General features: G+C 69.3%; 24 protein-coding genes. 7 read left to right on the plus strand and 17 right to left on the minus strand.

Features of this window, described 5'->3' with window-relative positions; all coding sequences use genetic code 11:
* Positions 1-14 precede the first annotated feature (14 nt).
* Entirely contained in the window at positions 15-1,898 is a 1,884-nt protein-coding gene (locus AC5RUW_RS08795; protein WP_494160344.1) for a glycoside hydrolase family 2 protein, read from the minus strand.
* Positions 1,898-2,689, minus strand: a complete 792-nt coding sequence (locus AC5RUW_RS08800) for a CPBP family intramembrane glutamic endopeptidase (protein ID WP_494160345.1) — start codon at positions 2,687-2,689, stop codon at positions 1,898-1,900. Before AC5RUW_RS08800 ends, AC5RUW_RS08795 begins: the two co-directional genes overlap by 1 nt.
* Positions 2,690-2,772: 83 nt before the next feature.
* On the opposite strand from AC5RUW_RS08800, the gene AC5RUW_RS08805 reads away from it, so the two are divergent.
* Complete coding sequence (locus tag AC5RUW_RS08805) at positions 2,773-3,063, plus strand: acylphosphatase (RefSeq protein WP_494160346.1); 291 nt, start codon at positions 2,773-2,775, stop codon at positions 3,061-3,063.
* Positions 3,064-3,359: 296 nt separating this feature from the next.
* On the opposite strand, the gene AC5RUW_RS08810 is transcribed toward AC5RUW_RS08805, so the two are convergent.
* The 5 genes from AC5RUW_RS08810 to AC5RUW_RS08830 all read right to left on the minus strand — a co-directional run bounded on the left by AC5RUW_RS08810 (position 3,360) and on the right by AC5RUW_RS08830 (position 10,626).
* Complete coding sequence (locus AC5RUW_RS08810) at positions 3,360-4,415, minus strand: hypothetical protein (protein ID WP_494160347.1); 1,056 nt, start codon at positions 4,413-4,415, stop codon at positions 3,360-3,362.
* A gap of 211 nt (positions 4,416-4,626) precedes the next feature.
* Positions 4,627-6,357, minus strand: a complete 1,731-nt coding sequence (locus tag AC5RUW_RS08815) for an amidase (protein WP_494160348.1) — start codon at positions 6,355-6,357, stop codon at positions 4,627-4,629.
* Complete coding sequence (locus tag AC5RUW_RS08820) at positions 6,354-7,577, minus strand: agmatine deiminase family protein (protein ID WP_494160349.1); 1,224 nt, start codon at positions 7,575-7,577, stop codon at positions 6,354-6,356. Before AC5RUW_RS08820 ends, AC5RUW_RS08815 begins: the two co-directional genes overlap by 4 nt.
* A 65-nt stretch (positions 7,578-7,642) precedes the next feature.
* Positions 7,643-9,172, minus strand: coding sequence for an APC family permease (locus AC5RUW_RS08825; RefSeq protein ID WP_494160350.1), 1,530 nt, complete (start codon positions 9,170-9,172; stop codon positions 7,643-7,645).
* Positions 9,169-10,626 carry a flavin monoamine oxidase family protein gene (locus AC5RUW_RS08830; RefSeq protein ID WP_494160351.1) on the minus strand — a complete coding sequence of 486 codons (1,458 nt, stop codon included), beginning with the start codon at positions 10,624-10,626 and terminating at the stop codon, positions 9,169-9,171. The genes AC5RUW_RS08825 and AC5RUW_RS08830 overlap by 4 nt, the downstream gene beginning before the upstream one ends.
* Positions 10,627-10,795: 169 nt before the next feature.
* Here AC5RUW_RS08830 and AC5RUW_RS08835 point away from each other — a divergent pair, with 169 nt between their 5' ends.
* Positions 10,796-11,458, plus strand: coding sequence for a TetR/AcrR family transcriptional regulator (locus tag AC5RUW_RS08835; RefSeq protein ID WP_494160352.1), 663 nt, complete (start codon positions 10,796-10,798; stop codon positions 11,456-11,458).
* 28 nt (positions 11,459-11,486) lie between these two features.
* Here the strand turns inward: AC5RUW_RS08835 and AC5RUW_RS08840 are convergent, their stop codons facing one another.
* Complete coding sequence (locus tag AC5RUW_RS08840; RefSeq protein WP_494160353.1) at positions 11,487-12,608, minus strand: NAD(P)/FAD-dependent oxidoreductase; 1,122 nt, start codon at positions 12,606-12,608, stop codon at positions 11,487-11,489.
* A gap of 163 nt (positions 12,609-12,771) precedes the next feature.
* On the opposite strand from AC5RUW_RS08840, the gene AC5RUW_RS08845 reads away from it, so the two are divergent.
* Positions 12,772-13,239 (plus strand): hypothetical protein, encoded by a 468-nt coding sequence (locus AC5RUW_RS08845; protein ID WP_494160354.1) that lies wholly within the window; start codon positions 12,772-12,774, stop codon positions 13,237-13,239.
* Positions 13,232-13,534, plus strand: coding sequence for a transcriptional regulator (locus tag AC5RUW_RS08850; protein WP_494160355.1), 303 nt, complete (start codon positions 13,232-13,234; stop codon positions 13,532-13,534). The genes AC5RUW_RS08845 and AC5RUW_RS08850 overlap by 8 nt, the downstream gene beginning before the upstream one ends.
* Positions 13,535-13,558: 24 nt before the next feature.
* Here the strand turns inward: AC5RUW_RS08850 and AC5RUW_RS08855 are convergent, their stop codons facing one another.
* On the minus strand, positions 13,559-14,455 hold the full coding sequence (locus AC5RUW_RS08855; RefSeq protein WP_494160356.1) for an aminoglycoside phosphotransferase family protein: 897 nt from the start codon (positions 14,453-14,455) through the stop codon (positions 13,559-13,561).
* A gap of 199 nt (positions 14,456-14,654) precedes the next feature.
* On the opposite strand from AC5RUW_RS08855, the gene AC5RUW_RS08860 reads away from it, so the two are divergent.
* Positions 14,655-14,909, plus strand: coding sequence for a hypothetical protein (locus AC5RUW_RS08860; RefSeq protein ID WP_494160357.1), 255 nt, complete (start codon positions 14,655-14,657; stop codon positions 14,907-14,909).
* 9 nt (positions 14,910-14,918) lie between these two features.
* Entirely contained in the window at positions 14,919-15,101 is a 183-nt protein-coding gene (locus AC5RUW_RS08865) for a hypothetical protein (protein ID WP_494160358.1), read from the plus strand.
* 81 nt (positions 15,102-15,182) lie between these two features.
* On the opposite strand, the gene gatB is transcribed toward AC5RUW_RS08865, so the two are convergent.
* The 5 genes from gatB to AC5RUW_RS08890 form a co-directional block, all read right to left on the minus strand.
* Positions 15,183-16,700 (minus strand): Asp-tRNA(Asn)/Glu-tRNA(Gln) amidotransferase subunit GatB, encoded by a 1,518-nt coding sequence (gene gatB, locus AC5RUW_RS08870; protein WP_494160359.1) that lies wholly within the window; start codon positions 16,698-16,700, stop codon positions 15,183-15,185.
* Positions 16,700-18,202: an Asp-tRNA(Asn)/Glu-tRNA(Gln) amidotransferase subunit GatA gene (gatA, locus tag AC5RUW_RS08875; RefSeq protein WP_494160360.1), complete on the minus strand. Its 1,503-nt coding sequence runs from the start codon at positions 18,200-18,202 to the stop codon at positions 16,700-16,702. Before gatA ends, gatB begins: the two co-directional genes overlap by 1 nt.
* A 9-nt stretch (positions 18,203-18,211) precedes the next feature.
* Complete coding sequence (gatC, locus tag AC5RUW_RS08880; RefSeq protein ID WP_494007572.1) at positions 18,212-18,508, minus strand: Asp-tRNA(Asn)/Glu-tRNA(Gln) amidotransferase subunit GatC; 297 nt, start codon at positions 18,506-18,508, stop codon at positions 18,212-18,214.
* A gap of 171 nt (positions 18,509-18,679) precedes the next feature.
* Positions 18,680-19,177 carry a GNAT family N-acetyltransferase gene (locus tag AC5RUW_RS08885; protein ID WP_494160361.1) on the minus strand — a complete coding sequence of 166 codons (498 nt, stop codon included), beginning with the start codon at positions 19,175-19,177 and terminating at the stop codon, positions 18,680-18,682.
* A 114-nt stretch (positions 19,178-19,291) separates the two neighbouring features.
* The gene (locus AC5RUW_RS08890) at positions 19,292-19,732 is read right to left on the minus strand and encodes a TraR/DksA family transcriptional regulator (RefSeq protein ID WP_494160362.1); all 441 of its coding nucleotides are present in this window, start codon (positions 19,730-19,732) and stop codon (positions 19,292-19,294) included.
* 255 nt (positions 19,733-19,987) lie between these two features.
* Between AC5RUW_RS08890 and ctaD the strand changes: the two genes are divergently transcribed.
* Complete coding sequence (gene ctaD, locus AC5RUW_RS08895) at positions 19,988-21,739, plus strand: aa3-type cytochrome oxidase subunit I (protein WP_494160363.1); 1,752 nt, start codon at positions 19,988-19,990, stop codon at positions 21,737-21,739.
* Between the two features lie 70 nt (positions 21,740-21,809).
* On the opposite strand, the gene AC5RUW_RS08900 is transcribed toward ctaD, so the two are convergent.
* The 3 genes from AC5RUW_RS08900 to ligA all read right to left on the minus strand — a co-directional run bounded on the left by AC5RUW_RS08900 (position 21,810) and on the right by ligA (position 25,717).
* Positions 21,810-22,031 carry a hypothetical protein gene (locus tag AC5RUW_RS08900; RefSeq protein ID WP_494160364.1) on the minus strand — a complete coding sequence of 74 codons (222 nt, stop codon included), beginning with the start codon at positions 22,029-22,031 and terminating at the stop codon, positions 21,810-21,812.
* A gap of 642 nt (positions 22,032-22,673) precedes the next feature.
* Positions 22,674-23,429, minus strand: a complete 756-nt coding sequence (locus tag AC5RUW_RS08905; RefSeq protein WP_494160365.1) for an inositol monophosphatase family protein — start codon at positions 23,427-23,429, stop codon at positions 22,674-22,676.
* Complete coding sequence (ligA, locus tag AC5RUW_RS08910) at positions 23,426-25,717, minus strand: NAD-dependent DNA ligase LigA (RefSeq protein ID WP_494160366.1); 2,292 nt, start codon at positions 25,715-25,717, stop codon at positions 23,426-23,428. Before ligA ends, AC5RUW_RS08905 begins: the two co-directional genes overlap by 4 nt.
* Between the last annotated feature and the right edge of the window lie 106 nt (positions 25,718-25,823).

Below are 25,823 nucleotides of genomic sequence, written 5' to 3' on the forward strand. Positions count from 1 at the left end.
GCGGACCTCGGGACTCAGGACTCCTCCGCAGCCCGCCGCAGCGCCGCCGTCACTTCCCGCACCGCGCCCGCTTCGATCTTCAGCACCTTCCGGTCGTAGGTCAGCAGCCCGTTCACCTCGTCCTCGACGTCGGTCAGCTGCGTGTACACCGTGGCGGCCAGCCCCTGCCGCACCGCCGGCACGATCTGTTCCTCATGCAGCCGGACGAAGGCCTCCGTCAGCTTGTCGGACGTGCGCAGGATCTTCCCGTAGCCGAAGGTTTCGGCGTTGAAGACGTGTCCGGGCACCGGGAGGCTGATGCCGCCGTACTCGCTGAGCACGACGGCGCGCCGGGACCACCGCCAGCGCCGCCGCACCCGGAACGGCCGGTCGTAGACGTGCAGGCTCTTCATGTCCCCGGCGCCCTGGTCGTGCCAGCCGCTGGCGTGGTCAACGCTGCGGGTGGGGTCCAGGCGCCGCAGCTGTGCGGCCGCGTCGGCGGCGTCGAACTGCCCCCATCCCTCATTGAACGGAACCCACACCGCCACGCTCGGCACGCTCCGCAGCAGCCGGACCGTGGCCTGCAGCTCCGCGCGGTATGCCTCGCGCCCGGCAGCGTCCTGGCGCCCGAACTTCCGATAGCGGCGGTCACTGCGGCTTCCCCGGCCCGGCAGGGGCAGCCGCTCGGGGGCACGGCCGTCCCCGACGCCGCCGTTGACCATGTCCTGCCAGACCAGCATGCCCAGCCGGTCGCAGTGGTGGTACCAGCGCATCGGCTCGATCTTGATGTGCTTGCGCAGCATGGTGAAGCCCAGCTCCCGGGCGGTGCGGATGTCGAAGGCCAGCGCCTCGTCCGACGGCGCCGTGTACAGCCCGTCCGGCCAGTAGCCCTGGTCCAGCAGCCCGATGTGCGGGTAGGGCTGCCCGTTCAGCAGCAGCCGGCGCCACCCCGCGCCGTCCTTTCCCATGCCGAACGTGCGCAGGCCGAAGTAGCTGTGCACCGTGTCCTCGCCCAGGCTGACCTCGACGTCGTAGAGGAACGGATGCTCCGGGCTCCACAGCCGGGCACCGGGGAGCTGAAGCCGCAGCGGTTCACCCGGGCGGGCGGTGCCGCGCGCCACCTCGGTGCCGTCAGCGCGTACGACGACGGCGGCCTCCTCGCCCGGCGGCGTGCCGCCATCCGCCTGCACCGTGACGGTGACGGCGTCCAGGGTCTGGGCGGGGGTGAGCACCACCTCCTGGATCCAGCTCCGGGGAACGGTCTCCAGCCATACGGTCTGCCAGATGCCGGACTGGGCGGTGTACCAGATTCCGCCGCGCTCGAGCTTCTGCTTGCCCCGGGAGGCGCTGCCCGTATCGCTGATGTCGCGGACCCGGATCACCAGTTCATGACCGGGTCCGGCGGCCGGCTCCCCGTCGGCGCCGCCCGGCATGGTGTCCAGCCCGGCGTCCAGCCCGGCGTCCAGCCCGGCGTCCAGCCCGGCGTCCAGCGCGGCGGTGATGTCGAGGGTGAACGGCAGGTAACCGCCGTCGTGCCCGCCGACCACCACCCCGTTCACCCAGACCGTGCAGCTCTGGTCCACGGCGCCGAAGTGCAGCAGGATCCTGTCCCGGCTGAAACCCTCCGGCAGGGACACAAACCGCCGATACCAGAGTGCCTCGTCCGGCTGCAGCTGGCGGCCGACGCCGGACAGCGGAGCCTCCGGTGAAAAGGGCACCAGGATCTGTCCGTCCCAGCCGTGCGGCTGTTCGTCGTCGGCCGCGGTCACCGCGTACTGCCATGGTCCGTTGAGGTTCAGCCAGCCCTCCCGCACCAGCTGCGGCCGGGGATGTTCCGGCAGCACCGCATCCGGGTCCAGGGCTTCACCCCACGGCGTGGACAGGGGCGGGTGGGTTGGCTTCGGCTGTACGTGGTCCATCAGTCTCCGATTCCGATTGCGGGGCCGAACAGGGCGAAGCCGACAAAGCCGGCAGTGTCCAAGATGGCGTGGGCGGCAACCAGCGGCATGATCCGCCGGGTTTTCCAGTACACCGCACCGAAGAGCAGCCCCATCAGGAAGTTGCCGATCCCCGGCCCGATGCCCTGGTACAGGTGGTAGCTGCCCCGGATGAGCGCACTGGTGACGATGATCGCCGGAGCGGACCAACCCAGCTGCCGCAGCCGGGTGAAGAGGTAACCCACGATGATCACTTCCTCCACCACGCCATGCCGGATGGCCGAAAGGACCAGCACCGGAATCGTCCACCAGTAGCTGTCCAGCGCGGCAGGGACAACGGCGGTGGTCACCCCGAGGGCGCGGCCGGCGGCATACACACCCAGGGTGCCGACGCCGATGACCGCGGCCAGGCCCAGCCCGAGCAGCAGGTCCCGTCCCGGGCGGGAGAACGTGAAGCCGATCCGGCGGAACGGGCTGCGGCCGGGCTCGGCGAGCAGGTAGAGCACCAGGGCCACCGGCATCAGCGCGAAGAAGATGTTCAGCAGCTGATAGGTCAGGTCGAAGTAGGGGCTCTCGTCCAGCGGCGGGTTGAGAGTGGTCACCTGCCCGTCCAGCGGCCCCCGGGACAGCTTCTCCAGCAGGTTGACGAGAGCGTAAACCCCGGACTGGCCGAGCGAGAGGCCAAGGACGATCAGCACTTCTAACCGCAGCCGACGCCGGACGGCCATGGACGGGGGAAGCCCGCTGACCGGCGGGGAGGGTGTGGAAGGCATGCCCCCATTCTGCCGGAGGAGCGCCGCAGCGGTGCAGCCGCCGGATCTGGCCGGGCACGACCGTCGGCGCTAGGGTGTCCGCCATGGACAACCAGCACTCAGGAGCCGCCCGCCTGTCCGCACGGGTGCGGGGCGAGGTGCAGGGCGTGGGCTTCCGCTACTGGACATTGCGCAGGGCCCAGGCGCTGGGGCTCGTGGGGGAAGTCCGCAACCAGCCGGACGGTTCGGTGACGGTCCTGGCGGAGGGGCCCCGGCCGGCTCTCGACGGACTGCTCGAATGGCTGCAGGGACCGGAGACGCCGGGAGCGGTCCAAAGCGTCGATTACGGCTTCGGCGCCGGGGACGGATCCTTCGGGGAGTTCCGGACGGGATAGCCGCAGTCAACGGAGGCACCCCGTATTGCATCCTCGGCGCAGGTCGCTAGCGGGTTAAATGAGAAAGCGCCGGCAGATTCGGGGTTGGTTGGGGGGATCAACCCTAATCTGCCGGCGCCTGGATGGGTCACTACTCCATCCATTCATCACTCGCACCCTTATGAGGTACTAACTACGTTAATGGCCGTTGCTGAAGGGGTACTGTCAGCAGGCTGGAGATTCCCTGAGAGCTTTTCCTCCACCTCAAAGCAGCAGCCGGAGCAAGGCGGGGACCTGTCCCCGGCCTTCCGCAGACGCTAGGAGGCCTTGCGCTCCGAGTCACGCCGGACGGCGTCGTCCCGATGGGGAGCGCGCGGGCTCGGCGAAGTCGGCCCGCTGCCCACAGGCGGGGTCAGGGACAGGTGTCCACGGCCGTTGCCCGTGAGCAGTTCGCGGGTCCGAAGGGTGGCCTCCGGACGTCCGTGGCCGGAGTCCCTGGAGCTGGAGGAGGCCTTGCCCGGACCTGTTGCGGCGGAACCGGACTTCGCGACGGGCCGGCTCCCGGACCCGGGCTTCGTCTGCACAGGTCGGCCGGACGCTTTCCCCGACGCCTGCTTGGCTGCAGCGGGACGCTGGGCACCGCCTCCGGCGTCCGACGCCTGCTTGGCTGCAGCGGGACGCTGGGCACCGCCTCCGGCGTCCGACGCCTGGCGCTTGCCGTCCCCGGCTCCAGTGGCCGTTGCCGGGCGCTTGCGGGCCGTTTTCTTTCCCGACTTCTTAACGGCCTTCTTGCTGACGGCCGATTTCATCGGACGCGTCCCCGAGACCTCGGCATTCGAGGCCTCCGCGGCAGGCCGGCCCGCCGGGGCGGCCTGGGGCGGGACAGCGGCGGACGTCGCAGCCGGAGCGACGGCGGCCTCGGGCTCCACCGCGCTGCGCGGCGCTGCCGCTGCCGACTTCCGTGCCGTGGCCAGGGCGCGGCGGGCCTCCTCGGTGGTGACCGCCGTGCGGACGCCGGGCAGTCCGACGGGCCTGGGCGGCAGCAGGGCCGCCCACAGTTCCTCCTGCGCCGAACGGGTCGCATCGACGAAGACCGCGGCAGCGGCGTCGTCGGGAACCGCTGCGTTGCGGCGGCGGGCGGAGCCGCTCAGCCAGCGGTACAGCGCGACGAGGACCACCACCAGCGCCATGCCGGTGCCGTAGAGCAGAGCCAGGGACAGAGCCAGGTTGGTGGTGCCGCCGGAAAAGAACCCGATGCCCAGCACGGCCGCGGCCAGCCAGATCACGGAAATCCATGTCAGGGCGGTGCGCGCCCGGTGGTAGAACGGACGCTGCTGCACGCCTACGAACTGTGGCGGCAAAAGATCTGGCACTGCGGGGACCTTTCGGAAACGCAAAGGCGGAAGAGAGGAATCGAGGGGTTTGCCGGAACCGGCCTGACACGACAACTCTATGCACAGCCGCCTCGTGAGTTGACCAAACCCGCAGGTGTTGCTCGATTCGTTACGCCCAACAGATGAGACGTTGCTCACACGTTCGCGATGCCGCTCTCCCGGGGCTTTGCCCCGCCTCTTCCGCGCTCCTTCAGACCCCCAGCGGGGGTGTTCGCGGCGGGGCCGTTCGACGCCGCCCGGTGGCCTCGAAAGCGGCCGCCAGCCGCAGCAGGGCGGTGTCATCCCAGGCTTTGCCGGCGAAGGTGAGGCCCACCGGCATGCCGGTGTCCGGCATGGTTCCCATCGGTACGGTCACCGTGGGGATGCCCAAGTGCCGGGGAACAAGGTTGCCGTTGGCCACCCACACGCCGTTGCGCCAGGCCAGCTCCGCGGAGGCGGGGTTGACGTCCGCATCGGCCGGCCCGACGTCGGCCGCTGCGGGGAAGATGACGGCGTCCAGCCCCAGTCCGTGCATCCACTGCTCCAGGTCCAGCCGCCGCGTTTCCTCCAGCCCGCGCAGGCCCTCGGCCAGGTGCGGGATCTGCTCCACCGAGTCGACGGCGTGCTCACGCACGTGCTGCGGATACGCGGCGATGTCGTCCTCGAACCCGTCATAGCGGTCAGGCAGCGCTCCCTCCGGATGCGGAAAGATCCTCCTGCCGTCGACGTCGGCCAGCCGGTTCAGGGCCGGGTCCCCGTTGGCCCGCAGGAAGTCGTCCCAGGACCAGGCCGCCAGGTCCAGCAGCTCGCGGCGCAGGTATTCGGGGCTGACCAGGCCCCGGGTGGCGATGGTGGGCGCGCCGGGGCGGTCGCCCTCGTAGTTGCTCACGGCCGGGAAGTCGACCTCGATGACCTGCGCGCCGGCCGCTTCCAGGTCTGCCCGGGCCGCGTGCCAGAGGTCCATCACACTGTCCCGCGTGTGGATGCGCTGTCCGGTCGGCCCGCCGATCCCGGGGTTGGCGGCGGTGCCGGCATCGGGGTCTGCGTTGATATACATGCGCGGCACGCCGAGGCGGACGCCGGCCAGGGCCTGCCGGGCGTCCGCGGGCGACGCCGGTGCCAGTGAGCGGTAGGAGGCGGGGCGGACGGCCGAGGCAGCGGGGATGGGAATCCACGGCTGGACGCGCCAGAAGTTCCCGCGGGTCTCGTGGTCGTCGGCGACCACCACCTCCAGCACTTCCAGCAGGTCCGCCATGGTGCGGGCGTGCGGAACCACCACGTCCATGGTGGGGACCAGGGGCCAGTTGCCGCGCACCGAGATCACCCCGCGTGAGGGCGTGTAGGCGCAGAGGGCATTGTTCGACGCCGGTGCCCGCCCGGAGGACCAGGTCTCCTCACCCAGGCCGAATGCCGCGAAGCTCGCGGCGGTCGCGGTGCCGGAGCCGTTGGAGGAACCGGACGCAAACGCCGAGGTGAGGTAGGCAGGGTTATAGGGGCTCTCGGCGCGGCCGTACAGCCCGCGCTGCATGCCGCCGTTGGCCATCGGCGGCATGTTGGTCAGCCCGATAAGCACCGCGCCGGCGGCCCGCAGCCGCTCGATCGTGAACGCGTCATCCTGTGCGATCAGGTGTTCAAAGGCGGGCGAGCCCGCCGCCACGGTGAGCCCGCGCACCCGGAAGCTGTCCTTCGCGGTGTAGGGAATGCCGTCCAGCGGCCCCAGCACCTCGTTCCGCCGCCGCCGCTCGTCGGCGGCGCGGGCCTCGGCGAGTGCATCGTGGTTCATCACCACCATCGCGTTCAGCGCTGGACCGGCAGCGTCATATGCCGCGATGCGGGCCAGATAGGCGGCCGTCAGTTCCTCGCTGGTGGTCCTCCCCTGCTCCATCGCGGCACGCAGCTCGGCAATGGACGCCTCGACGACGTCGATTTCGGCGCCGCTCACCGAGCCGCCTCCGCGGTGCGCTCCGCGGACGCAGACGCGGTTCCCGTCCCGCCCGCCGCGGAGCTGGGGGAAGGTTGCGCCGTGGGCTGCTGCTGGGTGATGCAGTGGATGCCGCCGCCGAAGGCGAAGATGTCCCTGGCTTCGACCAGCTCGACCGTGCGGCCCGGGTAGGCACGGGCCAGGATGTCGGCGGCGACGGCGTCGTTCGGGTCGTCGAAGGCGCACAGGATCACCGCCCCGTTGGCGACGTAGTGGTTGATGTACGAGTAGTCGACGAACCCGTCGCCCGCGTCAAGCACGGTGGGCGCCGGAACCTCGATGATGTCCAGCTTCCGGCCGCGGGCGTCGACGGCCTCGGCCAGGACGGCGCGGATCTGCCGGGTCACCTCGAAGTCCGGGTGGGCCGGATTGTCCTGGCGGTGCACCAGCACCGTGCCCGGCCCGGCGAACGCGGCCACGATGTCCACGTGCCCCCGGGTGCCGAACTCGTCGTAGTCCCTGGTCAGGCCGCGGGGCAGCCAGATCGCCGTGTCGGTGCCCAGCCGGGCATGGATCTCCGCTTCCACCTGCTCCCGCGTGGCGCCGGGGTTCCGGCCGGGATCCAGCTGGACGGTCTCGGTGAGCAGCACGGTGCCTGCCCCGTCCACGTGGAAGCCGCCGCCCTCGTTGACCAGACCGCTGGCGTATACTGGCGCACCCGCCTGCCCGGCGACAACGCGTCCCAGGTGCCGGTCGTTCTCCCACGCCGCCCATGCCTGGGCGCCCCACCCGTTGAACACCCAGTCCACGGCCGCCAGCGAACCGTCCGCCGCGTGCACGAAGGTGGGCCCGGAGTCGCGCAGCCAGGCGTCGTCGAGTGGTGCGGTGACCACGGTGATGTCGGGCTGCCCCGCGTCGTCGCCGCTGCCGTCTCCCCCGATGCCAAGCGCCGCGCGGGCGGCTGCGGCGTCGTCGGGAGCGGCGACGACGGTCACCGGCTCGTACCGGGCAATGGTCCGGGCCACGGCCGCCCAGGCCCGCCGGGCCCGGGCCAGCGTGTCCGAACCGTCCGCGCCGAAGGTGTCGTTCGGCGGCGGGAAAGCCATCCAGGTGCGTTCGTGGCGGTGCCACTCCCCCGGCATGCGCAGCGCCGGGACGTCCGGATCAGCGGCCGCTCCGGCCGGCATGGCGGCTGCCGGAGCTGCCGGCATGCCGGGAGTGCGGGGACCAGTGAAGTGCATCGGGAGCGGTTCCTTCGGTGTGGTGTTTGGGGCGGTGGTGAAGCGGAGTGACGCGGCCTGCCGGCTCAGTCGACCGGCAGTTCGGTGGTCTCGAAGCGGTTCCAGAAGAAGTCGGGGCTGCGCCGGTACTGGATCAGCATCGCGACGACGCCGAGCACCAGGATCCCGATGCCAAGGATAAAGACCAGCCCGACGCCGCCGATCTCGGATCCGGACCCGTACTCCGGGTCCATCGAGTCGTAGGAGGTCTGCACGAAGAACACCAGCAGCAGAATTCCGCCGATCAGGGGGGCGAGGATCTTGGCCAGGAAGCCCTTCACGCTGCGGAAGGCATCGCCGCGGAAGTACCAGACGCAGGCCAAGGCGGTGACCCCGTAATAGAAGCAGACCATCATGCCCAGCGTGGTGATGGTATCCCAGAGAACGTTCTCCGAGACCACGCGCATCACGGCGTAGAAGACCGAGGCGATGACGGCGGAGGCCACGGTGGCGTAGCCCGGCGAGCGGAAGCGCTCGGTGACGTGCGCGTACTTGCCCGGCAGTGCGCCGTAGTGCCCCATGGCCAGCATGGTGCGGGCCGGCGAGATCATCGTGGACTGCAGCGAGGCGGCGGAGGATGAGAGCACGGCCAGGGACATCAGGATGGCGAACGGGCCCATGATGGGGCCGGCCAGCGCGGCGAAGATGTTCTCCTGGATGTCCGGGTTGCCCATGCCGAATCCTTCGTCCGAGACGCCGGAGAAGGACAGGACGCCCAGGGACACGGTCATGTAGAGGGCGACGATCACCAGGATGGTGACGATCGCCGACTTGCCGGGAGTGGTTGCCGCGCCGCGGCTTTCCTCGTTCATGGTCAGCACGACGTCCCAGCCCCAGTAAATGAACACGGACAGCGAGATTCCCGCGGCGAAGGCGGAGAAGGATTCCACGCCGAGCGGGTTGAACCACTCGGGCCGGATGCTCAGCCCGTCGAAGGCCGTTCCGCCGGCGACGTGTCCGAAGGCGGCAACGGAGAACCAGATCAGCACGATCAGCTGGAACGCCACCAGCACGTACTGCACGGCCTTGGTCGCTTCCATGCCCCGGTAGGAGACCCAGGTGGCGGCGGCGACGAAGGCCAGGCAGGTGGCGATGTTGACCGGCACGTTGCGGGTCAGTTCGGCGAGGCCGTCATTGCCGGTGATCTGGGCCAGGGCCAGGTAGAAGAAGTCCACGGCGATGCCGGCCAGGTTGGAGAGCACCAGGATGGTCGCGGCCAGCAGGCCCCAGCTGCCCATCCAGCCCAGCCAGGGGCCGAAGGCCTTGGAGACCCAGGTGAAGGTGGTGCCGGAGTCGGGCATGGCCCGGTTCAGCTGCCGGTAGCCGATGGCGACCAGCAGCATGGGAACGAAGCCGACCAGCAGGATGGCCGGCAGGTACACGCCGACTTCCGCCGCCGTCGGGCCCAGCGCCCCGGAGAGGGTGTAGGCGGGGGCGATGGTGGAGACGCCGATGACCAGGGAGCCGAGCAGGCCCACCGAACCGGCGCTGAGGCCCTTGGCATGTCCGCCCAGGGCAGGGTCGCCGTTGCGGGCGGCGGGAAGGCGGGTTTTCATGCGACGGTCTCCTTGCTGGTGACGGGAACGGCTTCCGGGGCGTCGGTGCCGAGGATTTCAAGGGCGGCCTGCCGGCCCTGGCGCAGCGCGCCGTCGACGTGCTGGTAGCCTTCGGCGGCCAGATCGGAGCAGGCCCAGCGGATGGGCCCGACGGGGGTGCGCTGGTGGGCGCCGTACCGGTGCAGTCCGCCGAGGTCGTAGCTGGCGGCGTAGGCGCCGCGGGTCCATTCCTCCGAACCGAAGTCGGACTCGTAGTAGACCACCGGTTCCAGCGCCTCGTCACCGAGGTACCGGGCCAGGGACGCCAGGATCGCCTGGCGGCGCTCCTCCGCCGGGAGGGCGAACACGGCGTCGGCCTTTTCATCGGAGACGAAGCCCACCAGCGTGCCGCGCGGGTCCCCGTGGTTGGTGTTGTCGTAGACCTCCTGGACCAGTTCGCCGGCGCCGAAGCCGGTGCCGGAGAGGCCGGCGTCCCGCCAGAACGGGGTCTCGTAGACGGCGTGGACCTTGATCACGAGGCCCAGCGACTGGTGCTGGTGCATCTGGTGCTGCAGGCGCGGCAGCGGCGGTTCAAAGGAGATGCGGGAGTACAGGTTCGGCGGGACGGCGACGACGACGTCGCGCGCCGTGACGGTGAGCCGGTCGCTCCACACGGTGACCGGCGTGCCGGGCGCATGCTCGGCGTAGGTGTCCTCCGGGCCGCCCCACCGGATGGCGCGCACCGGAGTCTCCAGGAACACCACGTCCTCCCCCAGTTCGGCGGCCATGGCCTCGGACACGGACTGCATGCCGCCGACGACGCGGCGGTCCAGGATGAAGCCGTCGTCCACCAGATTGGAGAAGGAACCGGCCGAGGCAGCCATAAGCACGGCCTGCAGCGCGGAGAAGGAGTGCGCGGGCTTGGTCAGCATGCCGCCGGCCACGAACAGCCCGATGTTGTTGCAGGCCGCTTCGTCGGAGGACTGCGAGCGCAGCCAGTGGTGGAAGGAGATGGTGTCCAGCTCGCGGGCGCGCGGATGGGCCCACGGCTCGTGCGGCCCGATCTCAGCCGCCAGGGCGTCCAGCTCGGCGGTGAGCCGGTCCATTTCGGCGATGGTCTGCTCACCGGCGGGGAAGGTGGTGCCGGTGTAGGTGTGGCGGGTGCCGTCCACGCCCAGGTAGACGGCGGCGCCGTCACGGTAGCGCGGGAAGGTCTGCTTGCCGAGTTCCTCCAGCAGGCCCAGCAGCTCCGTCTGGTCGGGCGAAACCCACTGTCCGCCGATCTCCAGGAAGGCACCGTCGATGGTGCGGGACCAGGTACGTCCGCCGACCCGGTCGCGGGCCTCCAGCACTGCCACGGATTTGCCGGCCGCGGCGAGCGTGCGCGCGGCCATCAGGCCCGCCGGGCCCGCCCCGACGACGACGACGTCCCGCTCGATGGCCTTGATGCTGCCCAGTGTCCTCTGATCCGACACGGTGTGTTCTCCCTCACGACAAGAAATGAATTAGATTCATTAAGTGGCTCGGGGAGGACCCGCGTCAAGGTCCGAAACATGGAATTAACACAGGCTCCGTAATGCACCGGCCTAGACTGGTTCCAGCCTCCCTGCCGTCCTGCGCCGCCCGTCCGTTCCGAGGAGCTCCATGGCCATCGCCCGCACCGCCCGACGACGCGGCCGCCCCACCGAGCCCCTGCTCTCCACTGAAGGAATCACCGACGCCGCGATCCGGATCGTGAGCGACCGGGGCTACCGGCACCTGACCATGACGGAGCTGGCCCGGGAACTGAAGGTCTCCACGTCGGCGCTGTACAACCACACACCTTCCAAAAGGGATGTGCTGGTCCGGGTCCAGGACAGGATCAACCGGGGCATCGACCGCTCCGGCTTCGGCGTGCTGGCCTGGGACGCCGCCCTGGAGCGGTGGGCCCGGTCCTACCGGGACTGCTACGCACAACACACCGCGATGATTCCGGTCATGGCCGTGCTGCCGGTGGGCGATTCCCCGCACACCCTCGAGATGTATGAGGCTGTCGCCCGCGGGCTGATGGATGCCGGGTGGCCGGGCGCAGAGGCCGTCGATGTCATCGTGGCTGTGGAGTCGCTGGTCTTCGGCGCCGCATACGATGCCACGGCCCCGGCCGACATCTTCGATCCGGGCGAGCTCGCCGACCTGGCGCCCCGGTTCACCGCCGCCGCCCGCGACCGTCCCCGGGATCCGGGCGAGGCCGCCGACCGGGCCTTCGACCTGGCGCTCTCGGCCATGCTGGAGGGCTTCCGCTCGCGGCTGTCCGCGCTCCGCACCTGACCCGCGGCCAAGGTGCCGACGGCGCGGTTCAGCCGCCCAGGCCGGCCCGGGTGGGCGCCAGGGCCGCTGCGGTCACGGGATCAATCTCATCGCCCATCAGCAGGTGGGCGGCGAATTCCGCCAGCGCGGATGAGGTCTGGAATCCGTAGCCGCCCTGCCCGGCCATCCAGAAGAAGCCCGGCACGTCGGCGTCGTAGCCCGCCACCGGCACGCCGTCGGGCGCCTCGGTCCGCAGCCCCGTCCAGGCGTGCTCCACCCCCGCAATGTCCAGGGTGGTCACCGAGTCGATCAGGTCAATCAGGGCGCTCACGTCCGAGGACCTTGGCTGGGCATCCATTGGAATGCTCGGTTCGCTCTCTGCCGGTGAGATCAGGACCCGCCCGTCGAGGGGACGGTAGTAGAACTTGTCCCCGGCGTCGGCCACCATGGGCCCGTCCGGTGCCGGCGGATTGCGGACGTCCACGAGCGCGGCGGTGCGGCGGTAAGCCTGGAGCCCCAGCCGACGGGCGCCGAAGAGCCGGCCGACGTCGTCCGCCCACGCTCCCGCCGCGTTGACCACCTTCCCCGCGGTGACGGTACCCGAAGGGGTCTGCACCACCCACCTCGTGCCGTCGACGCTGGCTCCCGATCCGGGGCCCGCCGCCGCGTTCCGGGAGGCAAAGCCCGCCCTGGCTCCGGTACGGATCCGTCCGCCGTGGTCCCGGATCCTGGCGATGTGCCAGTCCAGCAGGCCCCTGGTGTCGCAGGCCACCGAGGTGGTGTCCAGGCCGGCGGCGGTGACCGCTCCCTCACGCAGCTCCGGCGCCAGGGCGTAAGCCTCGGCGGCGGTGATGGGGTGCATGTGCCCGCTGGCCCGGTCCCGGACGTCTTCCTCGTCGCCGATGAGCATGAAGCTGCGGGGCGTCAGCAGGGGTTGCGGCAGGTCCGCCTCGAGGGCGCGGATCAGGGCAAGCGTGCGGATGGTCAGCGCCTGCACGATGGCGGGCCCGTAGCTGGGAATCAGCTGCCGGGCCGACCGGGAGGAGGTGTGATAGCCCAGGGTCGGTTCCGCTTCGATGACCACCACGTCGGCCCGCTCGGCCAGTTCGGAGGCCAGGGACAGACCCGCGATGCCGCCGCCGATGACCAGGATGTCGCAGCTGGTGTCCATCCGATGTGCTTCCCTTCAGCGACGGCGGTGCGGGCCCGGGTGCGCCCTGATCGCTCATTCTGGCATGCGGTGGCCACGGGCCGGCCCCTGCGGGCGCGGAAACCGCTGTTTTTCCTCAATAGAAAGTCTTCACTTTCCGTAACGGAAAGCCTACGCTCGGGCGATGGATGACAACCGGGCCTCCCGCCCTTCTCCCGAAGATGCCAGGCTGGCCCTGGACTCCGTCGCGCAGTCACGCCGGGCCTTGGCTTCCCATGTGCGCTCCCCTGCCTGGCTGTACCCCGCCCAGGGCGTGGGCATCGCCCTTTTCATCATTGGCTTGACGCTTTCCAAGCACCACAGCTGGGCGACGGCGCTGCTGGCCGTTTCAGCGGTCATCTTCTGCGCCCTGCCGCTGCTCCAGTCCCGCGGACGGGTGGTGCTGGACGTTTACACGCATCCGGGCAGTCGAGCACTCGCCTGGGGATATGCGTTGCTGTTCGGGCTCCTGACCGCCGCCTGTCTGATCGTGTATGCCCTCCATCCCTCGCTGTGGCTGCCCGTCGCGGGCGGCATGCTGGCGCTGCTCCTGACCCTGGTCATGGGTCCGCTGATGGATTCGCGTCTGGAGAACGCCCTCCGCCATGGATGAGGGCTTCAGCGAGGTCATCCATGTGCCGACCCGCCTGCGGATCTGCTCCATTTTGGCGGAAGTCGGCGAGGCGGAGTTCTCCGTGCTTCGCGAGGCCCTCTCGCTCAGCGACTCGGTGCTCAGCAAGCACCTCAAGGTCCTTGAGCAGGCAGGATTCGTCACGCTTCGCAAGGGCGCAGTAGCCGGCAGGACGCGAACCTGGGCGGCCATGAGCAAGGCGGGACAATCCGCCTTCAAAGCCCACGTCGCCGAGCTGCGCCGGCTGGCGGCAGCCGCCGACCGCCTCGCGGAGTGAGCCCGCCGGAACGGCCGGAATCCCTCATTCCGCCCATACGTCTTCGGTCAGCAGTTCCATCAGCGCCTCGGATCCGATCAGGTGCAGCCCGGGGAGGTCGGCCCCGCCGGCCAGCAGGTCGGTGGCCAGCAGCAGCGCCCAGCCGCGGGCGCGGAGCCAGACGTCGGGGTCGGCGTCGTACTGGCCGCCCAGGCCGGCCTGGAAGGTCCGCCGTCCGGCGGCGTCGAACACCAGCCACGCCGCTGCCAGATCGGTGGCCGGATCCCCTGCAGTCAGTTCGCCGAAATCCACCACCGCCTCCAGCGCCGCACCGCGCACCAGCAGGTTCCCCGGATGCAGGTCCCCGTGCAGCCACAAGGCCGGCCCGGGCCACGCCGACGCGTCCAGCGCCGCGGCCCAGAGTTCCTCCACCCGGACGGCATGCGGCACCATGCCGCTGTGCAGCCGGGCCTGCACCGCGGCGTCGCCCGCAGCCAAGGCCCGACCACGTACCGCGTTCGGCGGATGACCGTCCGGCGCCGGCCGGTGCAGGGCATTGAGGAAACCGGCCAGAGGGGCGGCGACGACGGCGTTGTGCCCGCGGGCCCGGCCGGCCGCCTGCGTTCCCGCGAACCAGGCGGTGATGCACCACGGCCAGGGGAAATCCGGGGTGGGGGCGCCGCTGTGCACCGGGACCGGCACCGCCACGGGAAGATCCGGGGCCAGGGCCGCGAGCCACCGCTGCTCATGGCGCATCCGCGCCGCGGACCCCGCATGGCGGGGCAGCCGGACTGCGTGGCGGTCCCCCAGCCGGAAGACATGGTTGTCGGAGCCGACGGCAGCGTACACCACCGGCTGCCCGGACAGCGGCGGATGCTGCTCGTCGACCAGACGCCGGACCAGCCCTGCGTCCACCGCGTGTTCGGGCGGGGAGTGTGCCATGGCGACAGGCTACGCGGCCCGGCCCCGGGGCGGAGGACCTGTGGGCGCCTTCGCGGTTGGAAACGGGCAATGGGTCTGCTCGGCCGGGTTAACTGCGTGCTTCCCAACATGCGTAGAGACCAGGTGGTTCCCTGGGTGTTGCCGAAGGTACCCTGCCACACATCCTTACCCAGCGGATGCCAAACCGGCAGGAGGAACAATGGAGTTATCGTGGCCCGGCCTGGTAATTGGACCCATCCTGTTTATCGCGTGCCTGATCGGATTTCGAAAGATCGGTTCCGTCGGGAAGTTCGCCGGGCGGGCCACCGAGATGGTGGTCGGGAAGAAAACCATGGACAGGCTCCCCGGCGGGGATGAGTTTCAGAAAACTGCCATGGTGATTCCGCTCCTGGGAGGAATGGGATTGGGTCTGGGGATCACGTTCTTCTCATTGTTCCCCACCGGCGGCCGGTAGCGAGCGACCATGCCTATCGGCGCGATCATTCTGAGCCTGGCAGGCTTGTCCTTCGGCCTCTTGGCCTTCATCAGGGCTGTAAAGTCCGCCGAAGACAGGCCCACCCCAAGGATCAAGGAACTTGGCATTGCCGCCATGGGCATGCTGTTCATAATATGCGCCGGCGTCGTCATATATTTCGAGAACCGGTAGTTCTCGCACACAGACAGGAGCAGGCCCCGGGATTTCCCGGAGCCTGCTCCTGCATGCGGCTATGGCGGCAGCGCCAGGAAATCAGCCCTGCACGCCGAGGCGTTCGAGGATCAGCTCGCGCACGCGGCCGGCGTCGGCCTGCCCGCGGGTGGCCTTCATGACCCCGCCCACGATGGCGCCGACGGCCTGGACCTTCCCGCCGCGGATCTTGTCCGCGACGTCCGGCTGGGCCGCGAGGGCGGCGTCGATCGCCTCGAGCAGCGCGCCGTCGTCGGAGACCACGGCCAGGCCGCGCTTTTCGATGACTTCCTCCGGGGTGCCCTCGCCGGCGAGCACGCCGTCGAGCACCTGGCGGGCCAGCTTGTCGTTGATCTTCCCGGCCCGGACCAGGCGGTCCAGTTCCACGATGAGCTCGGGGGTCACCCCCACGTCCACCGGATCGACTTCGGCTTCCTTGGCGCGCCGGGCCACTTCGCCCATCCACCACTTGCGGGCGACGGCGGCGGAGGCGCCGGCGGCGACGGTCTCCTCGATCGCGTCCATCACGCCCGCGTTGACGACGTCACGGAACTCGGCGTCGGCGTAGCCCCAGTCCGCCTTCAGCCGCTTGCGGCGCTCGGCCGGCGGCTCGGGCAGGCGGGAGCGCAGCTCCTCGATCCACTCCGGGGTGGTCACCACCGGCAGCAGGTCCGGCTCCGGGAAATACCGGTAGTCGTCGGCGTCGGACTTGGGCCGGCCCGAGGTGGTGGAACGGGTGTCCTCGTGCCAGTGCCGGGTCTCCTGGACGATCGCGTTGCCCGATTCGAGCACAGCGGCGTGCCGCTGGATCTCGTAGCGGACCGCGCGTTCGACGGCGCGCAGCGAGTTCACGTTCTTCGTCTCGGAACGGGTGCCGAACTTCTCCTGGCCGTGCGGGCGCAGGGAGACGTTGGCGTCGCAGCGCACGTTGCCGCGCTCCATCTTCGCGTCGGAGACACCGAGGTTCTTCACGATTTCCCGGATGGCGGCGACGTACGCCTTCGCCAGCTCGGGAGCCCGGGAACCGGCGCCCTCGATCGGCTTGGTAACGATCTCCACCAGCGGCACGCCGGCCCGGTTGTAGTCCACCAGGGAGAAGTCGGCGCCCTGGATGCGGCCTGCGGCGCCGCCCATGTGGGTCAGCTTGCCGGCGTCCTCCTCCATGTGCGCGCGCTCGATCTCCACGCGGAAGACCTCGCCGTCCTCCAGTTCGATGTCGAGGTACCCGTCATAGGCGATCGGGTCCTCGTACTGGGAGGTCTGGAAGTTCTTGGGCGTGTCCGGGTAGAAGTACTGCTTGCGGGCGAAGGTGCAGGATTCGGCGATCTTGCAGTTCAGCGCCAGCCCGATGAGGATCGAGTACTCCACCGCCGTCTTGTTCACCACCGGGAGCACGCCGGGCATGCCCAGGTCCACCGGGGTGACGTTGGTGTTGGGCTCGTCGCCGAACACGTTCGGGGCGTCGGAGAACATCTTGGTCTTCGTGTTCAGCTCGACGTGGACCTCGAACCCGAGCACCGGGTCGTACTTCTCCATTGCCTCGTCGAAGGACAGGACCTCGTCCTGGGTGTGCACGGACATTACTTCACTCCTCCGAGTACCGGGGCCTTGGCCAGCAGCGGGCCGCCCCACTTCTGCTCAAGCAGCCCTTCGAGCGCGGCGCCGGCGCGGTACAGGCGGGCGTCCTCGCGGGCGGGGGCCAGGAACTGGATGCCCACCGGCAGCCCGTCGGCCAGGCCGCCGGGCACCGAGATGCCGGGCACCCCGGCCATGTTCGCCGGAATGGTGGCGATGTCGTTCAGGTACATGGCCAGCGGATCGTCCAGCTTCTCCCCCAGCTTGAACGCGGTGTTCGGGGAGGTCGGGGAAATCAGCACGTCGGCCTGCGCGAACGCGGCGTCGAAGTCGCGCTGGATCAGGGTCCGCACCTTCTGGGCCGAGCCGTAGTAGGCGTCGTAGTAGCCGGCGGAGAGGGCGTAGGTGCCCAAGATGATTCGGCGCTTGACCTCGTCGCCGAAGCCGGCGGCGCGGGTGGCGCCCATGACCCGCTCAATGGTCAGCGGCGGATCGGTGGGCAGGCGGCGCAGGCCGTACCGGACGCCGTCATACTTGGCCAGGTTGGAGGAAGCCTCCGACGGCATGATCAGGTAATAGGCGCCCAGCGCGTACTTGAAGTTCGGGCAGGAGACCTCGACGATCTCGGCGCCGGCGTCCTTCAGCAGCTGAAGCGACTCGTCGAAGCGGGCCTGGACGCCGGCTTCGTAGCCTTCGCCCTGCAGTTCGCGGACGACACCGATGCGCATGCCTGCGACGTTGCCGTTGCGGGCCGCCTCGGCCAGGTTGCCGACCGGGTCGGTCAGCGAGGTGGAATCGCGCGGATCGTGGCCGCCGATCAGCTCCTGCAGCAGCGCGGCGTCGAGCACGGTGCGGGAGACCGGGCCGATCTGGTCCAGGGAGGAGGCCATGGCGATCGCGCCGTAGCGGGAGACGCCGCCGTAGGTGGGCTTCACCCCGACCGAGCCGGTGACGGCGGCCGGCTGGCGGATGGAGCCGCCGGTGTCGGTGCCCAGCGCCAGCGGGGCCTCGAACGCGGCCACGGCTGCGGCGGACCCGCCGCCGGAACCGCCGGGGATCCGGTCCAGGTCCCACGGGTTGCGGGTGGGACCGAACGCGGAGTGCTCGGTGGAGGAGCCCATGGCGAACTCGTCCAGGTTGGTCTTGCCGAGCATCGGCAGGCGGGCGGCACGGATGCGGGAGATGACCGTGGCGTCGTAGGGGCTCATCCAGCCCTCGAGCATCTTCGAGCCGGCCGTGGTGGGCTGGCCCTTGGTGACGATCAGGTCCTTGATGGCAATCGGCACGCCGGCGAGCTCGTGCAGCTGCTCGCCGGCGGCGCGGGCCGCGTCGACGTCGGCCGCGACGGCGAGCGCCTCATCGGTGTTCACGTGCAGGAACGCGTTGACGTCGCGGTCCACCTCAGCGATGCGGTCCAGGTGCGCCTGGACCACCTCAACGGAGGAGACCTCGCGGGCGGCAAGCTTGTCGGCCAGCTGCGCGGCGCTGGCGGTGATCAGTTCACTCATGGTTCCGTCCTACTCCTCGTCCAGGATGGCCGGGACCTTGAAACGGCCGTCGGCGGCGTCGGGGGCGCCGGAGAGCGCTTCCTCGTTGCTCAGGGTCTGCCCGACGACGTCCTCGCGGAACACATTGGCCAGCGGGATGGGGTGCGAGGTGGCGGGGATGTCCGCGCCGGCCACTTCGCTTACGGATTTGATCGAATCCACGATGACGTCGAGTTCGCCGGCCATCTTGTCCAGCTCGTCGTCGGTCATCTCAATGTGGGCCAGCCGCGCAAGATGCGCCACGGCCTCACGATTGATCTCAGACATGCGTCTCCCATGCGTTCAGTGCAGTTTGGTCTTCGGCTTGCGCCGGTTCCGTTCCAGTCTACGGCGTCGGACGCGCCCGACGGCGGCGCAACGGGCCGGGCGGTCCCCCGCAGGCCCGCACCTTCCGGCGCCGTCGGAACCGGCCGGCGGCAGGCGGTCGGAGCGGCAGCCTCAGAGCCTGAAGCGGAAGACCATCAGCGGCAGGTCCATGCCCGGCACGGTCCAGTCCCGCTCGGGCTGGCGTTCGAAGCCCATGGCCAGGTAGAGGGCGTGGGCGCCGGTCATCGAGGGCATGCTGGTCAGGCTCACCGCTTCGATCCCGTCCAGGGTACGGGCATAGGCGATAACCGCTTCCACGATGGCGCGGCCCACGCCGCGGCGCCGCACCGCCGGATCCACGGCGAGCATCCGGAACTCCAGTTCGCCTTCGACGGCGATGTCCGTGTACGGCTGGCCGGTAAAGGTCAGGGCGGTGGAGCCCACCACGCGCCCGTCGAGCTCGGCCACCCAGAGGCCGGCGGCGTTGGCCGCCCGGTCCTCGACGTCCTCAAGCTTGGGCAGGTAGCCGTGGTCGGCGTCGATGTGGCCGTCCTTGATGTAGGCGTCACGGGTGATGCGGCGGATTTCGTCGAAGTCGGCGGGCACGGCTTCGCGGACGGTAATGCTCATGGCGGGTGCGGTGTCCTAACACGCAGGTAAAAGTCGGCCCTGCAATCCTACGCCTGGCCGTGGTCCGCCCCTGACCGGACGTGGGCCCCGTCTCAGGGGCCCGCCGCGGTGGAATCAGCGCCTGCGGGCGCCTGCGCAGGCCACGCAGGTCCGCGCCTCGGGCCGGATTTCAAGCCTCGCCGTCGGTATCTCGGAGCTGCAGCGTTCACAGATTCCGTAGGAACCGTGGTCCAGCCGACGTCGTGCCTCGGTCAGCTCGGCGAGCGAGGCCTCCGCCGCCGCCAGCATCGACATCTCGTTGGCCCGCTCAATGGTGACCGTGGAGCCTTCGGGGTCGTGTTCGTCGTCGGCCGGGGTGTCCTGGGCGGCGATGGTGACCTCGCGGATCTCGGCCAGCGCGGCGTCGATCTGCTCCCGGGCGTGCGCTGTCCGTTCATCGATCAGGGCCGCGAACCGTGCGGTGTCGAGGCCCTCCGGGGTGGGAACCGGACGGGCGGCCGGGCGGGCGGTGCCGCGCGCGGTCCGCCGGGTGGTGGTGGCTGTCTTCCTGGGCATGGTGCAACCTCCCTAAGCCGAAGCGGGCGTTCGATTCATTATCCGCTTCGGACCCGCAAAAAACCGGTCTGCCGGCCGGGTCTTCCCTGAGGGCTTAATGTGCCTTTGGCCGGCTCCGGGCCCAGGTTGCGGCCCGCTCTGGACCCGGCAGGGCCCGACTCCTAGACTGCTTGCCAAACGGGTCCGGCCCGGAGCCTCCGGCAGCTTCATGGTTCCGGTGCGGCCGTGCCCTTCCTGCTGCGAAGGATGGCTGCCGTGTCAACTGTCGAGTACACCGGTGACTCCGGCACGACCGTTCCGCCGCGGGTGGTTCCCGTCTCCCGGGGACGCATCGTCGTCGGCTGGCTGACGTCCACCGACCACAAGATCATCGGCAACATGTATCTGATCGCCTCCTTCGTATTCTTCTGCATCGGCGGAGTGATGGCGCTGATCATCCGGGCCGAGCTGTTCGAACCGGGCATGCAGATCCTGCAGTCCAAGGAGCAGTACAACCAGCTGTTCACCATGCACGGAACCATGATGCTGCTGATGTTCGCCACTCCCCTGTTCGCGGGATTTGCGAACGTGATGATGCCGCTGCAGATCGGCGCCCCCGACGTCGCGTTCCCGCGCCTGAACGCCCTGGCCTTCTGGTTCTTCCTGTTCGGCAGCCTGATTGCCATGTCCGGATTCATCACGCCCCAGGGCGCCGCATCCTTCGGCTGGACGGCCTACACCCCGTTGTCCAACACGACGTTCTCCCCCGGGCTGGGCGGTGATCTGTGGGTCTTCGGGCTGGCACTGTCCGGCTTCGGCACGATCCTCGGCGCGGTGAACTTCGTCACCACGATTGTGTGCATGCGCGCTCCGGGGATGACCATGTGGCGGATGCCGATCTTCACCTGGAACACCCTGGTGACCTCCATGCTGGTGCTGATGGCGTTCCCGCCGCTGGCCGCGGCGCTGTTCGCGCTGGGCATGGACCGGCGCTTCGGTTCGCACATCTTTGACCCGGAAGCTGGCGGAGCGATTCTCTGGCAGCACCTGTTCTGGTTCTTCGGCCACCCCGAGGTGTACATCATCGCGCTGCCGTTCTTCGGCATCATTTCCGAGGTGATTCCGGTGTTCAGCCGCAAGCCGATCTTCGGCTACAAGGGGCTGGTCTTCGCCACCATCGCGATCGCGGCACTGTCCATGACGGTGTGGGCGCACCACATGTACGTGACCGGGTCGGTGATGCTGTCCTTCTTCGCGTTCATGACCATGCTGATCGCGGTGCCCACCGGCGTGAAGTTCTTCAACTGGATCGGCACCATGTGGCGGGGATCGATCACCTTCGACACCCCCATGCTGTGGGCGATCGGGTTCCTGATCACGTTCCTGTTCGGCGGCCTGACCGGGGTCATCCTGGCCTCTCCGCCCATGGACTTCCACGTGTCCGACACGTACTTCGTGGTGGGCCACTTCCACTACGTTGTGTTCGGCACCGTGGTGTTTGCGATGTTCGCCGGCTTCTACTTCTGGTGGCCGAAGTGGACGGGCAAGATGCTGAACGAACGGCTCGGGAAAATCCACTTCTGGCTGCTGCTCATCGGTTTCCACCTCACCTTCCTGGTCCAGCACTGGCTGGGCGTCATGGGCATGCCCCGCCGGTATGCGGACTACCTGGTGGAGGACAACTTCACTGCGATGAACCAGGTCTCCACGGTGGGCTCCTACCTGCTGGGAATCTCCCTGATCCCGTTCTTCTGGAACGTGTATGTGACCTGGCGCCATGGCCGGAAGGTGGAGGTGGACGATCCCTGGGGGTTCGGCTGCTCGCTTGAGTGGGCGACGTCGTGCCCTCCGCCGCGGCACAACTTCGTCTCCATACCGCAGATCCGTTCGGAGCGCCCGGCGCTGGACCTGCACCATCCCGAGCTGCGGCCACGGCCGCAGGGCGCGGCGTCCGGCCCGGCGGACAAGCTGCTGGGTGCCGCCGATATGGGCACCACGGAGCCCCGCAACCCTGATCCGCGCCAGTAGATAAGCGGGCTGCCGGGCCTAGGGAAAAGCCGGCCCCGCCCTTGAGCGGGTCCGGCTTCCGGCTGCGGGATCAGTGTCCGGCAACCGCAGACCACATGGGCGTGGAAGGGTCGCGGGTGAGCTTCGTCCGGTCCACCACGATGACGTGCCCCTTCCAGTAGTGGAAGCTGTCCACCACGGCGTTGTCCAGCACCTGGGCGATGACGCCCAGCTTGCCGCAGCCGTCGCAGTTGCTCGCCCCGAGGACCTTCAGCTTTACCGTGCCGCCGACGCCCTCCTGCTGGACGACCATTCCCGGCACCAATCGGAGATCCCCCATCTCCTACCCCCATTTCGATAGTCCGCGGCCGTGAGCCGGCGGAAATTGTGTCTCCTGCCGTCGAAGTTCCCGATACCACGGGTATCGGATCATCGGGGCAGGCGCTGGTACAAACAGAGACGGATCGCCCATTTTTGAACGGACGGCCAGATCCATCGCTGATCAGGGCCCCTGACGGTCCCTTTCGGCAGACGATTCGTCAGCTGCGTGTACCTAAGTTGTACACCCGGAGAAGGTAAATGCACCTGCATGTGACCGGCAATAATACGTGTCGAAGACATATCGGCCGGGAGGATGTCAAAACGTATCGGCGGCGGGGAATATCGGGTGCACAATGACCGGCGACGGCGGTTTGTTACAACTGCGGAGTGTCACAGCCGACGATTGCTGCAGAGCTCCATTCCCGCTTTCCGAGCGGCGCCCCTCCACTTCGGATCCAGGCCCTCCACTTCGCGTATTTCCTCCGCCTGGAACCGGAGGATGTGCGCAAACCGGAGGGGAACCGCCCTCAAACCGGACGGGAACCGCCCCCGAACCGGACGGAATCCGCCCCGACCGGAGGGAAACCGCCGCACTCCTCGTCCGTCGGTTTCGGGTTTGAAGCTGCGGGGAGGACTAACCGGCGCTCATCACCCCGCCGGGTGCCTCCGGGCGGGCGACGGCGACGCCGGCCTCCTCAGCGATCAATGCGCCGGCGGCGTAGTCGTACTCGTTCAGGCCCTGTTCGAGATAGGCGTCCAATGTTCCGTCGGCGACCAGGCACAGGTCCAGGGCGGCGGAGCCCAGCCGGCGGATGTCGGCGAATCCCTCGGCCAGGGCAGGGAGGGCGGCGTACTGTTCCCGTCGTCGTGCGGCGTCGTACGAGAATCCGGTGCCCAGCAGCCGGCCCTTCCGCTCCGGATCCGGGCCGGTGAGCCGGGACCGGGCTCCCCCGGACTCCAGCCAGGCGCCCTGCCCGGCGGCAGCGTAGTAGATCCGGCCCAGCGCCGGGGCGTGCACAACGCCGGCGAGCCAGGCGCCGTCGTCGTCCACCGCCGCCACCGAGGTGGCGTAGAGGGGGATGTTGCGGATGAAGTTGGTGGTGCCGTCCAGCGGGTCGATGGACCAGCGGATGCCCGAGGGCTCCTCGGGGATGTGGACGGACAGCTCCTCGCCCCCGATGACGTCGCGGGGACGCAGGCGCAGCAGCACCTCGCGGACCGCTCTCTCTGCCGCGGTGTCAAAATCTGTGACCCAGTCCCCCGCCGCGCTCTTGTTGACGGCGTTCAGCTGCCCGGCGTCGCGCCCGGCCAGCACCGCGGCGCCGGCGGCGGCCGCCTCGCGGGCCACCGCGAGCAGCACCAGCGGATCACGGCCCGAACCGGTGTTCATGCCTCCCCCGCTTCGGCGCCCTCCGCAGGATCTGCCTCCGCTGCCGCATCGGCGGCGCCGTCGCCCGCCCCGCCCCCGGCCGGTTCCGCGGAGCCGGTTTCAAGCAGCACCCGGAAGCCGTCTTCGTCCAGGACGGGAACGCCCAGCTGCTCGGCCTTGTCCAGCTTGCTGCCGGCGTTCTCTCCGGCGACCAGGTAGTCGGTCTTCTTCGACACCGAGCCGGAGGCCTTGCCGCCGCGGCTGATGATGGCTTCCTTGGCCTCGTCGCGGCTGAAGTTCGGCAGTGTTCCGGTGACGACGATGGTCTTGCCTTCGAGCGTGCGGGGCATGGACTCGTCACGCTCATCGGCCATGCGGACGCCGGCGGCGGCCCAGCGCTCCACGATCTCCACGTGCCAGTCCTCGGCGAACCATTCCTTCAGCGCCGCGGCGATGGTGGGCCCGACGCCGACCACGTGGGCGAGCTGCTCCTCGGTGGCGGCGCGGATCGCGTCCATGGAACCGAAGCCGGTGGCGAGCGCCCGGGCCGCGGTGGGGCCGACGTGCCGGATGGACAGTGCCACAAGCACCCGCCACAGCGGCTGGCTCTTGGCCTTTTCCAGCTCGTCGAACAGCTTGCGGGTGTTGGCGCTGGGCTCGGAGGGCTTCTTGGCGGTGCCCTTGGTATAGAAGTACGGCACCAGCTCGGTGCCCTGCACCACGCCCTTGACCCGCTTGGGCCGCTCGATGCGCACGTCCGCCAGGTCCTCGATGCGCAGGTCGAACAGATACGCCTCGCTGGTCAGCGGCGGCTGCTCCGGCTCGGCCGGGGAGGTCAGCGCGATGGCGGCCTCCCAGCCGAGGGCTTCGATGTCGAAGGCGCCGCGGCCGGCCAGGTGGAAGACCCGCTCGCGCAGCTGCGCGGGGCAGGAACGCGCGTTGGGGCAGCGGATGTCGACGTCGCCCTCCTTGGCGGGCGCGAGTTCGGTACCGCAGGACGGGCAATGGGTGGGCATGACGAACTCGCGTTCGGTGCCGTCGCGGAGCGCGACGACGGGGCCCACGATTTCCGGAATGACGTCGCCCGCCTTGCGCAGCACCACGGTGTCGCCGATCAGCACGCCTTTGGCTTTGACGACGTCCTGGTTGTGCAGCGTGGCCATCTCCACGGTGGAGCCCGCGACCTTGACCGGTTCCATGACGCCGTACGGGGTGACCCGGCCGGTGCGGCCGACGTTGACCCGGATGTCGAGGAGCTTCGTATTCACTTCCTCGGGCGGGTACTTGTAGGCCACGGACCACCGCGGAACGCGGGACGTGTGGCCGAGGGCCCGCTGGAGGGCGAAGTCGTCGACCTTGATGACGATGCCGTCGATTTCGTGGCTGAGGTCGTGCCGGTGCTCGCCGTGGTGGGCGATGTAGGCCAGGACCTCCTGGTAGCTGTCGAACACCTTGTAGTACGGCGAGGTGGGCAGCCCCCAGGCCTTGAGCAGGTCATAGGTTGCGGACTGGCTGGCGGCGGTCAGGCCCTCGCGGGCGCCGATACCGTGCACGTACATGGTCAGCGGACGCTGGGCGGTGACCTGGGGGTCCTTCTGCCGCAGCGAGCCGGCCGCCGCGTTGCGCGGGTTGGCGAAGGGCGCCTTGCCGGCTTCCACCATGGACTCGTTGAGCGCCGCGAACTCCTTGGAGGGAATGAAGACCTCGCCGCGGATCTCCACTTCGGCGGGCACGTCGTCGCCGGCCAGCCGGCGCGGGATGGCCGCGATGGTCAGCGCGTTGTGGGTGATGTCCTCGCCGGTGGTGCCGTCGCCGCGGGTGGCGGCGCGGACCAGCTCTCCGTTGCGGTACAGCAGGTTGATGGCCAACCCGTCGATCTTCAGCTCGGTGAGCCACTTGATCCGCGTCCCGGGCGAGATCTGCTCGACGTTTGCCTCGGCCCGGTGCACCCAGGCATCAAGCTCTTCGAGGGAGAAGACGTCCTCGAGGCTGTACATGCGCTGCAGGTGCTGGACCGGGGAGAACGCGGCCGACACCTCGCCGCCGACTTCCTGGGTGGGCGAGTCATTGGTGACCAGCTCCGGATGCAGGGCCTCGATCTCCTCCAGCCTGCGGTAGAGGTCATCAAATTCGGCATCGGAGACCAGCGGCGCGTCTTCGTTGTAGTACGCGAACCGGTACTTGCGGATCTTATCCGCCAGTTCCTCGTATTCCCGGCGCAGATCGGCGGCGGGTGGGGCGTCGGTGCTGACGGATTCGACGGCGGCCTGGGTGTCCGCCTGCTCCGCGGAGGTCTTCGCTGTGCTCACCTAAACCATCTTGCCGTATCCGCGCCCGTGGAGGCAGTCGCCGGCAGGGCATGTAGAACTACCGACCCCCCCGGTCCGGCGGGGGCGATGCTTGCAGTACGGCGTG

It is taken from the genome of Arthrobacter sp. Y3222053 (genome assembly GCF_059092805.1).

Bases quoted from the DNA above. Each gene is read 5' to 3' on its own strand.
- AC5RUW_RS08800 (WP_494160345.1), bottom strand. From the start codon at position 2,689: ATGCCTTCCACACCCTCCCCGCCGGTCAGCGGGCTTCCCCCGTCCATG.
- AC5RUW_RS08900 (WP_494160364.1), bottom strand. From the start codon at position 22,031: ATGGTCGTCCAGCAGGAGGGCGTCGGCGGCACGGTAAAGCTGAAGGTC.
- AC5RUW_RS08840 (WP_494160353.1), bottom strand. From the start codon at position 12,608: ATGGACACCAGCTGCGACATCCTGGTCATCGGCGGCGGCATCGCGGGT.
- AC5RUW_RS08860 (WP_494160357.1), top strand. From the start codon at position 14,655: ATGGAGTTATCGTGGCCCGGCCTGGTAATTGGACCCATCCTGTTTATC.
- gatA (WP_494160360.1), bottom strand. From the start codon at position 18,202: ATGAGTGAACTGATCACCGCCAGCGCCGCGCAGCTGGCCGACAAGCTT.
- gatC (WP_494007572.1), bottom strand. From the start codon at position 18,508: ATGTCTGAGATCAATCGTGAGGCCGTGGCGCATCTTGCGCGGCTGGCC.
- AC5RUW_RS08850 (WP_494160355.1), top strand. From the start codon at position 13,232: ATGGATGAGGGCTTCAGCGAGGTCATCCATGTGCCGACCCGCCTGCGG.
- AC5RUW_RS08825 (WP_494160350.1), bottom strand. From the start codon at position 9,172: ATGAAAACCCGCCTTCCCGCCGCCCGCAACGGCGACCCTGCCCTGGGC.
- AC5RUW_RS08865 (WP_494160358.1), top strand. From the start codon at position 14,919: ATGCCTATCGGCGCGATCATTCTGAGCCTGGCAGGCTTGTCCTTCGGC.
- AC5RUW_RS08890 (WP_494160362.1), bottom strand. From the start codon at position 19,732: ATGCCCAGGAAGACAGCCACCACCACCCGGCGGACCGCGCGCGGCACC.
- AC5RUW_RS08905 (WP_494160365.1), bottom strand. From the start codon at position 23,429: ATGAACACCGGTTCGGGCCGTGATCCGCTGGTGCTGCTCGCGGTGGCC.
- AC5RUW_RS08820 (WP_494160349.1), bottom strand. From the start codon at position 7,577: ATGCACTTCACTGGTCCCCGCACTCCCGGCATGCCGGCAGCTCCGGCA.
- AC5RUW_RS08845 (WP_494160354.1), top strand. From the start codon at position 12,772: ATGGATGACAACCGGGCCTCCCGCCCTTCTCCCGAAGATGCCAGGCTG.
- AC5RUW_RS08835 (WP_494160352.1), top strand. From the start codon at position 10,796: ATGGCCATCGCCCGCACCGCCCGACGACGCGGCCGCCCCACCGAGCCC.
- AC5RUW_RS08795 (WP_494160344.1), bottom strand. From the start codon at position 1,898: ATGGACCACGTACAGCCGAAGCCAACCCACCCGCCCCTGTCCACGCCG.
- gatB (WP_494160359.1), bottom strand. From the start codon at position 16,700: ATGTCCGTGCACACCCAGGACGAGGTCCTGTCCTTCGACGAGGCAATG.
- AC5RUW_RS08855 (WP_494160356.1), bottom strand. From the start codon at position 14,455: ATGGCACACTCCCCGCCCGAACACGCGGTGGACGCAGGGCTGGTCCGG.
- AC5RUW_RS08805 (WP_494160346.1), top strand. From the start codon at position 2,773: ATGGACAACCAGCACTCAGGAGCCGCCCGCCTGTCCGCACGGGTGCGG.
- AC5RUW_RS08885 (WP_494160361.1), bottom strand. From the start codon at position 19,177: ATGAGCATTACCGTCCGCGAAGCCGTGCCCGCCGACTTCGACGAAATC.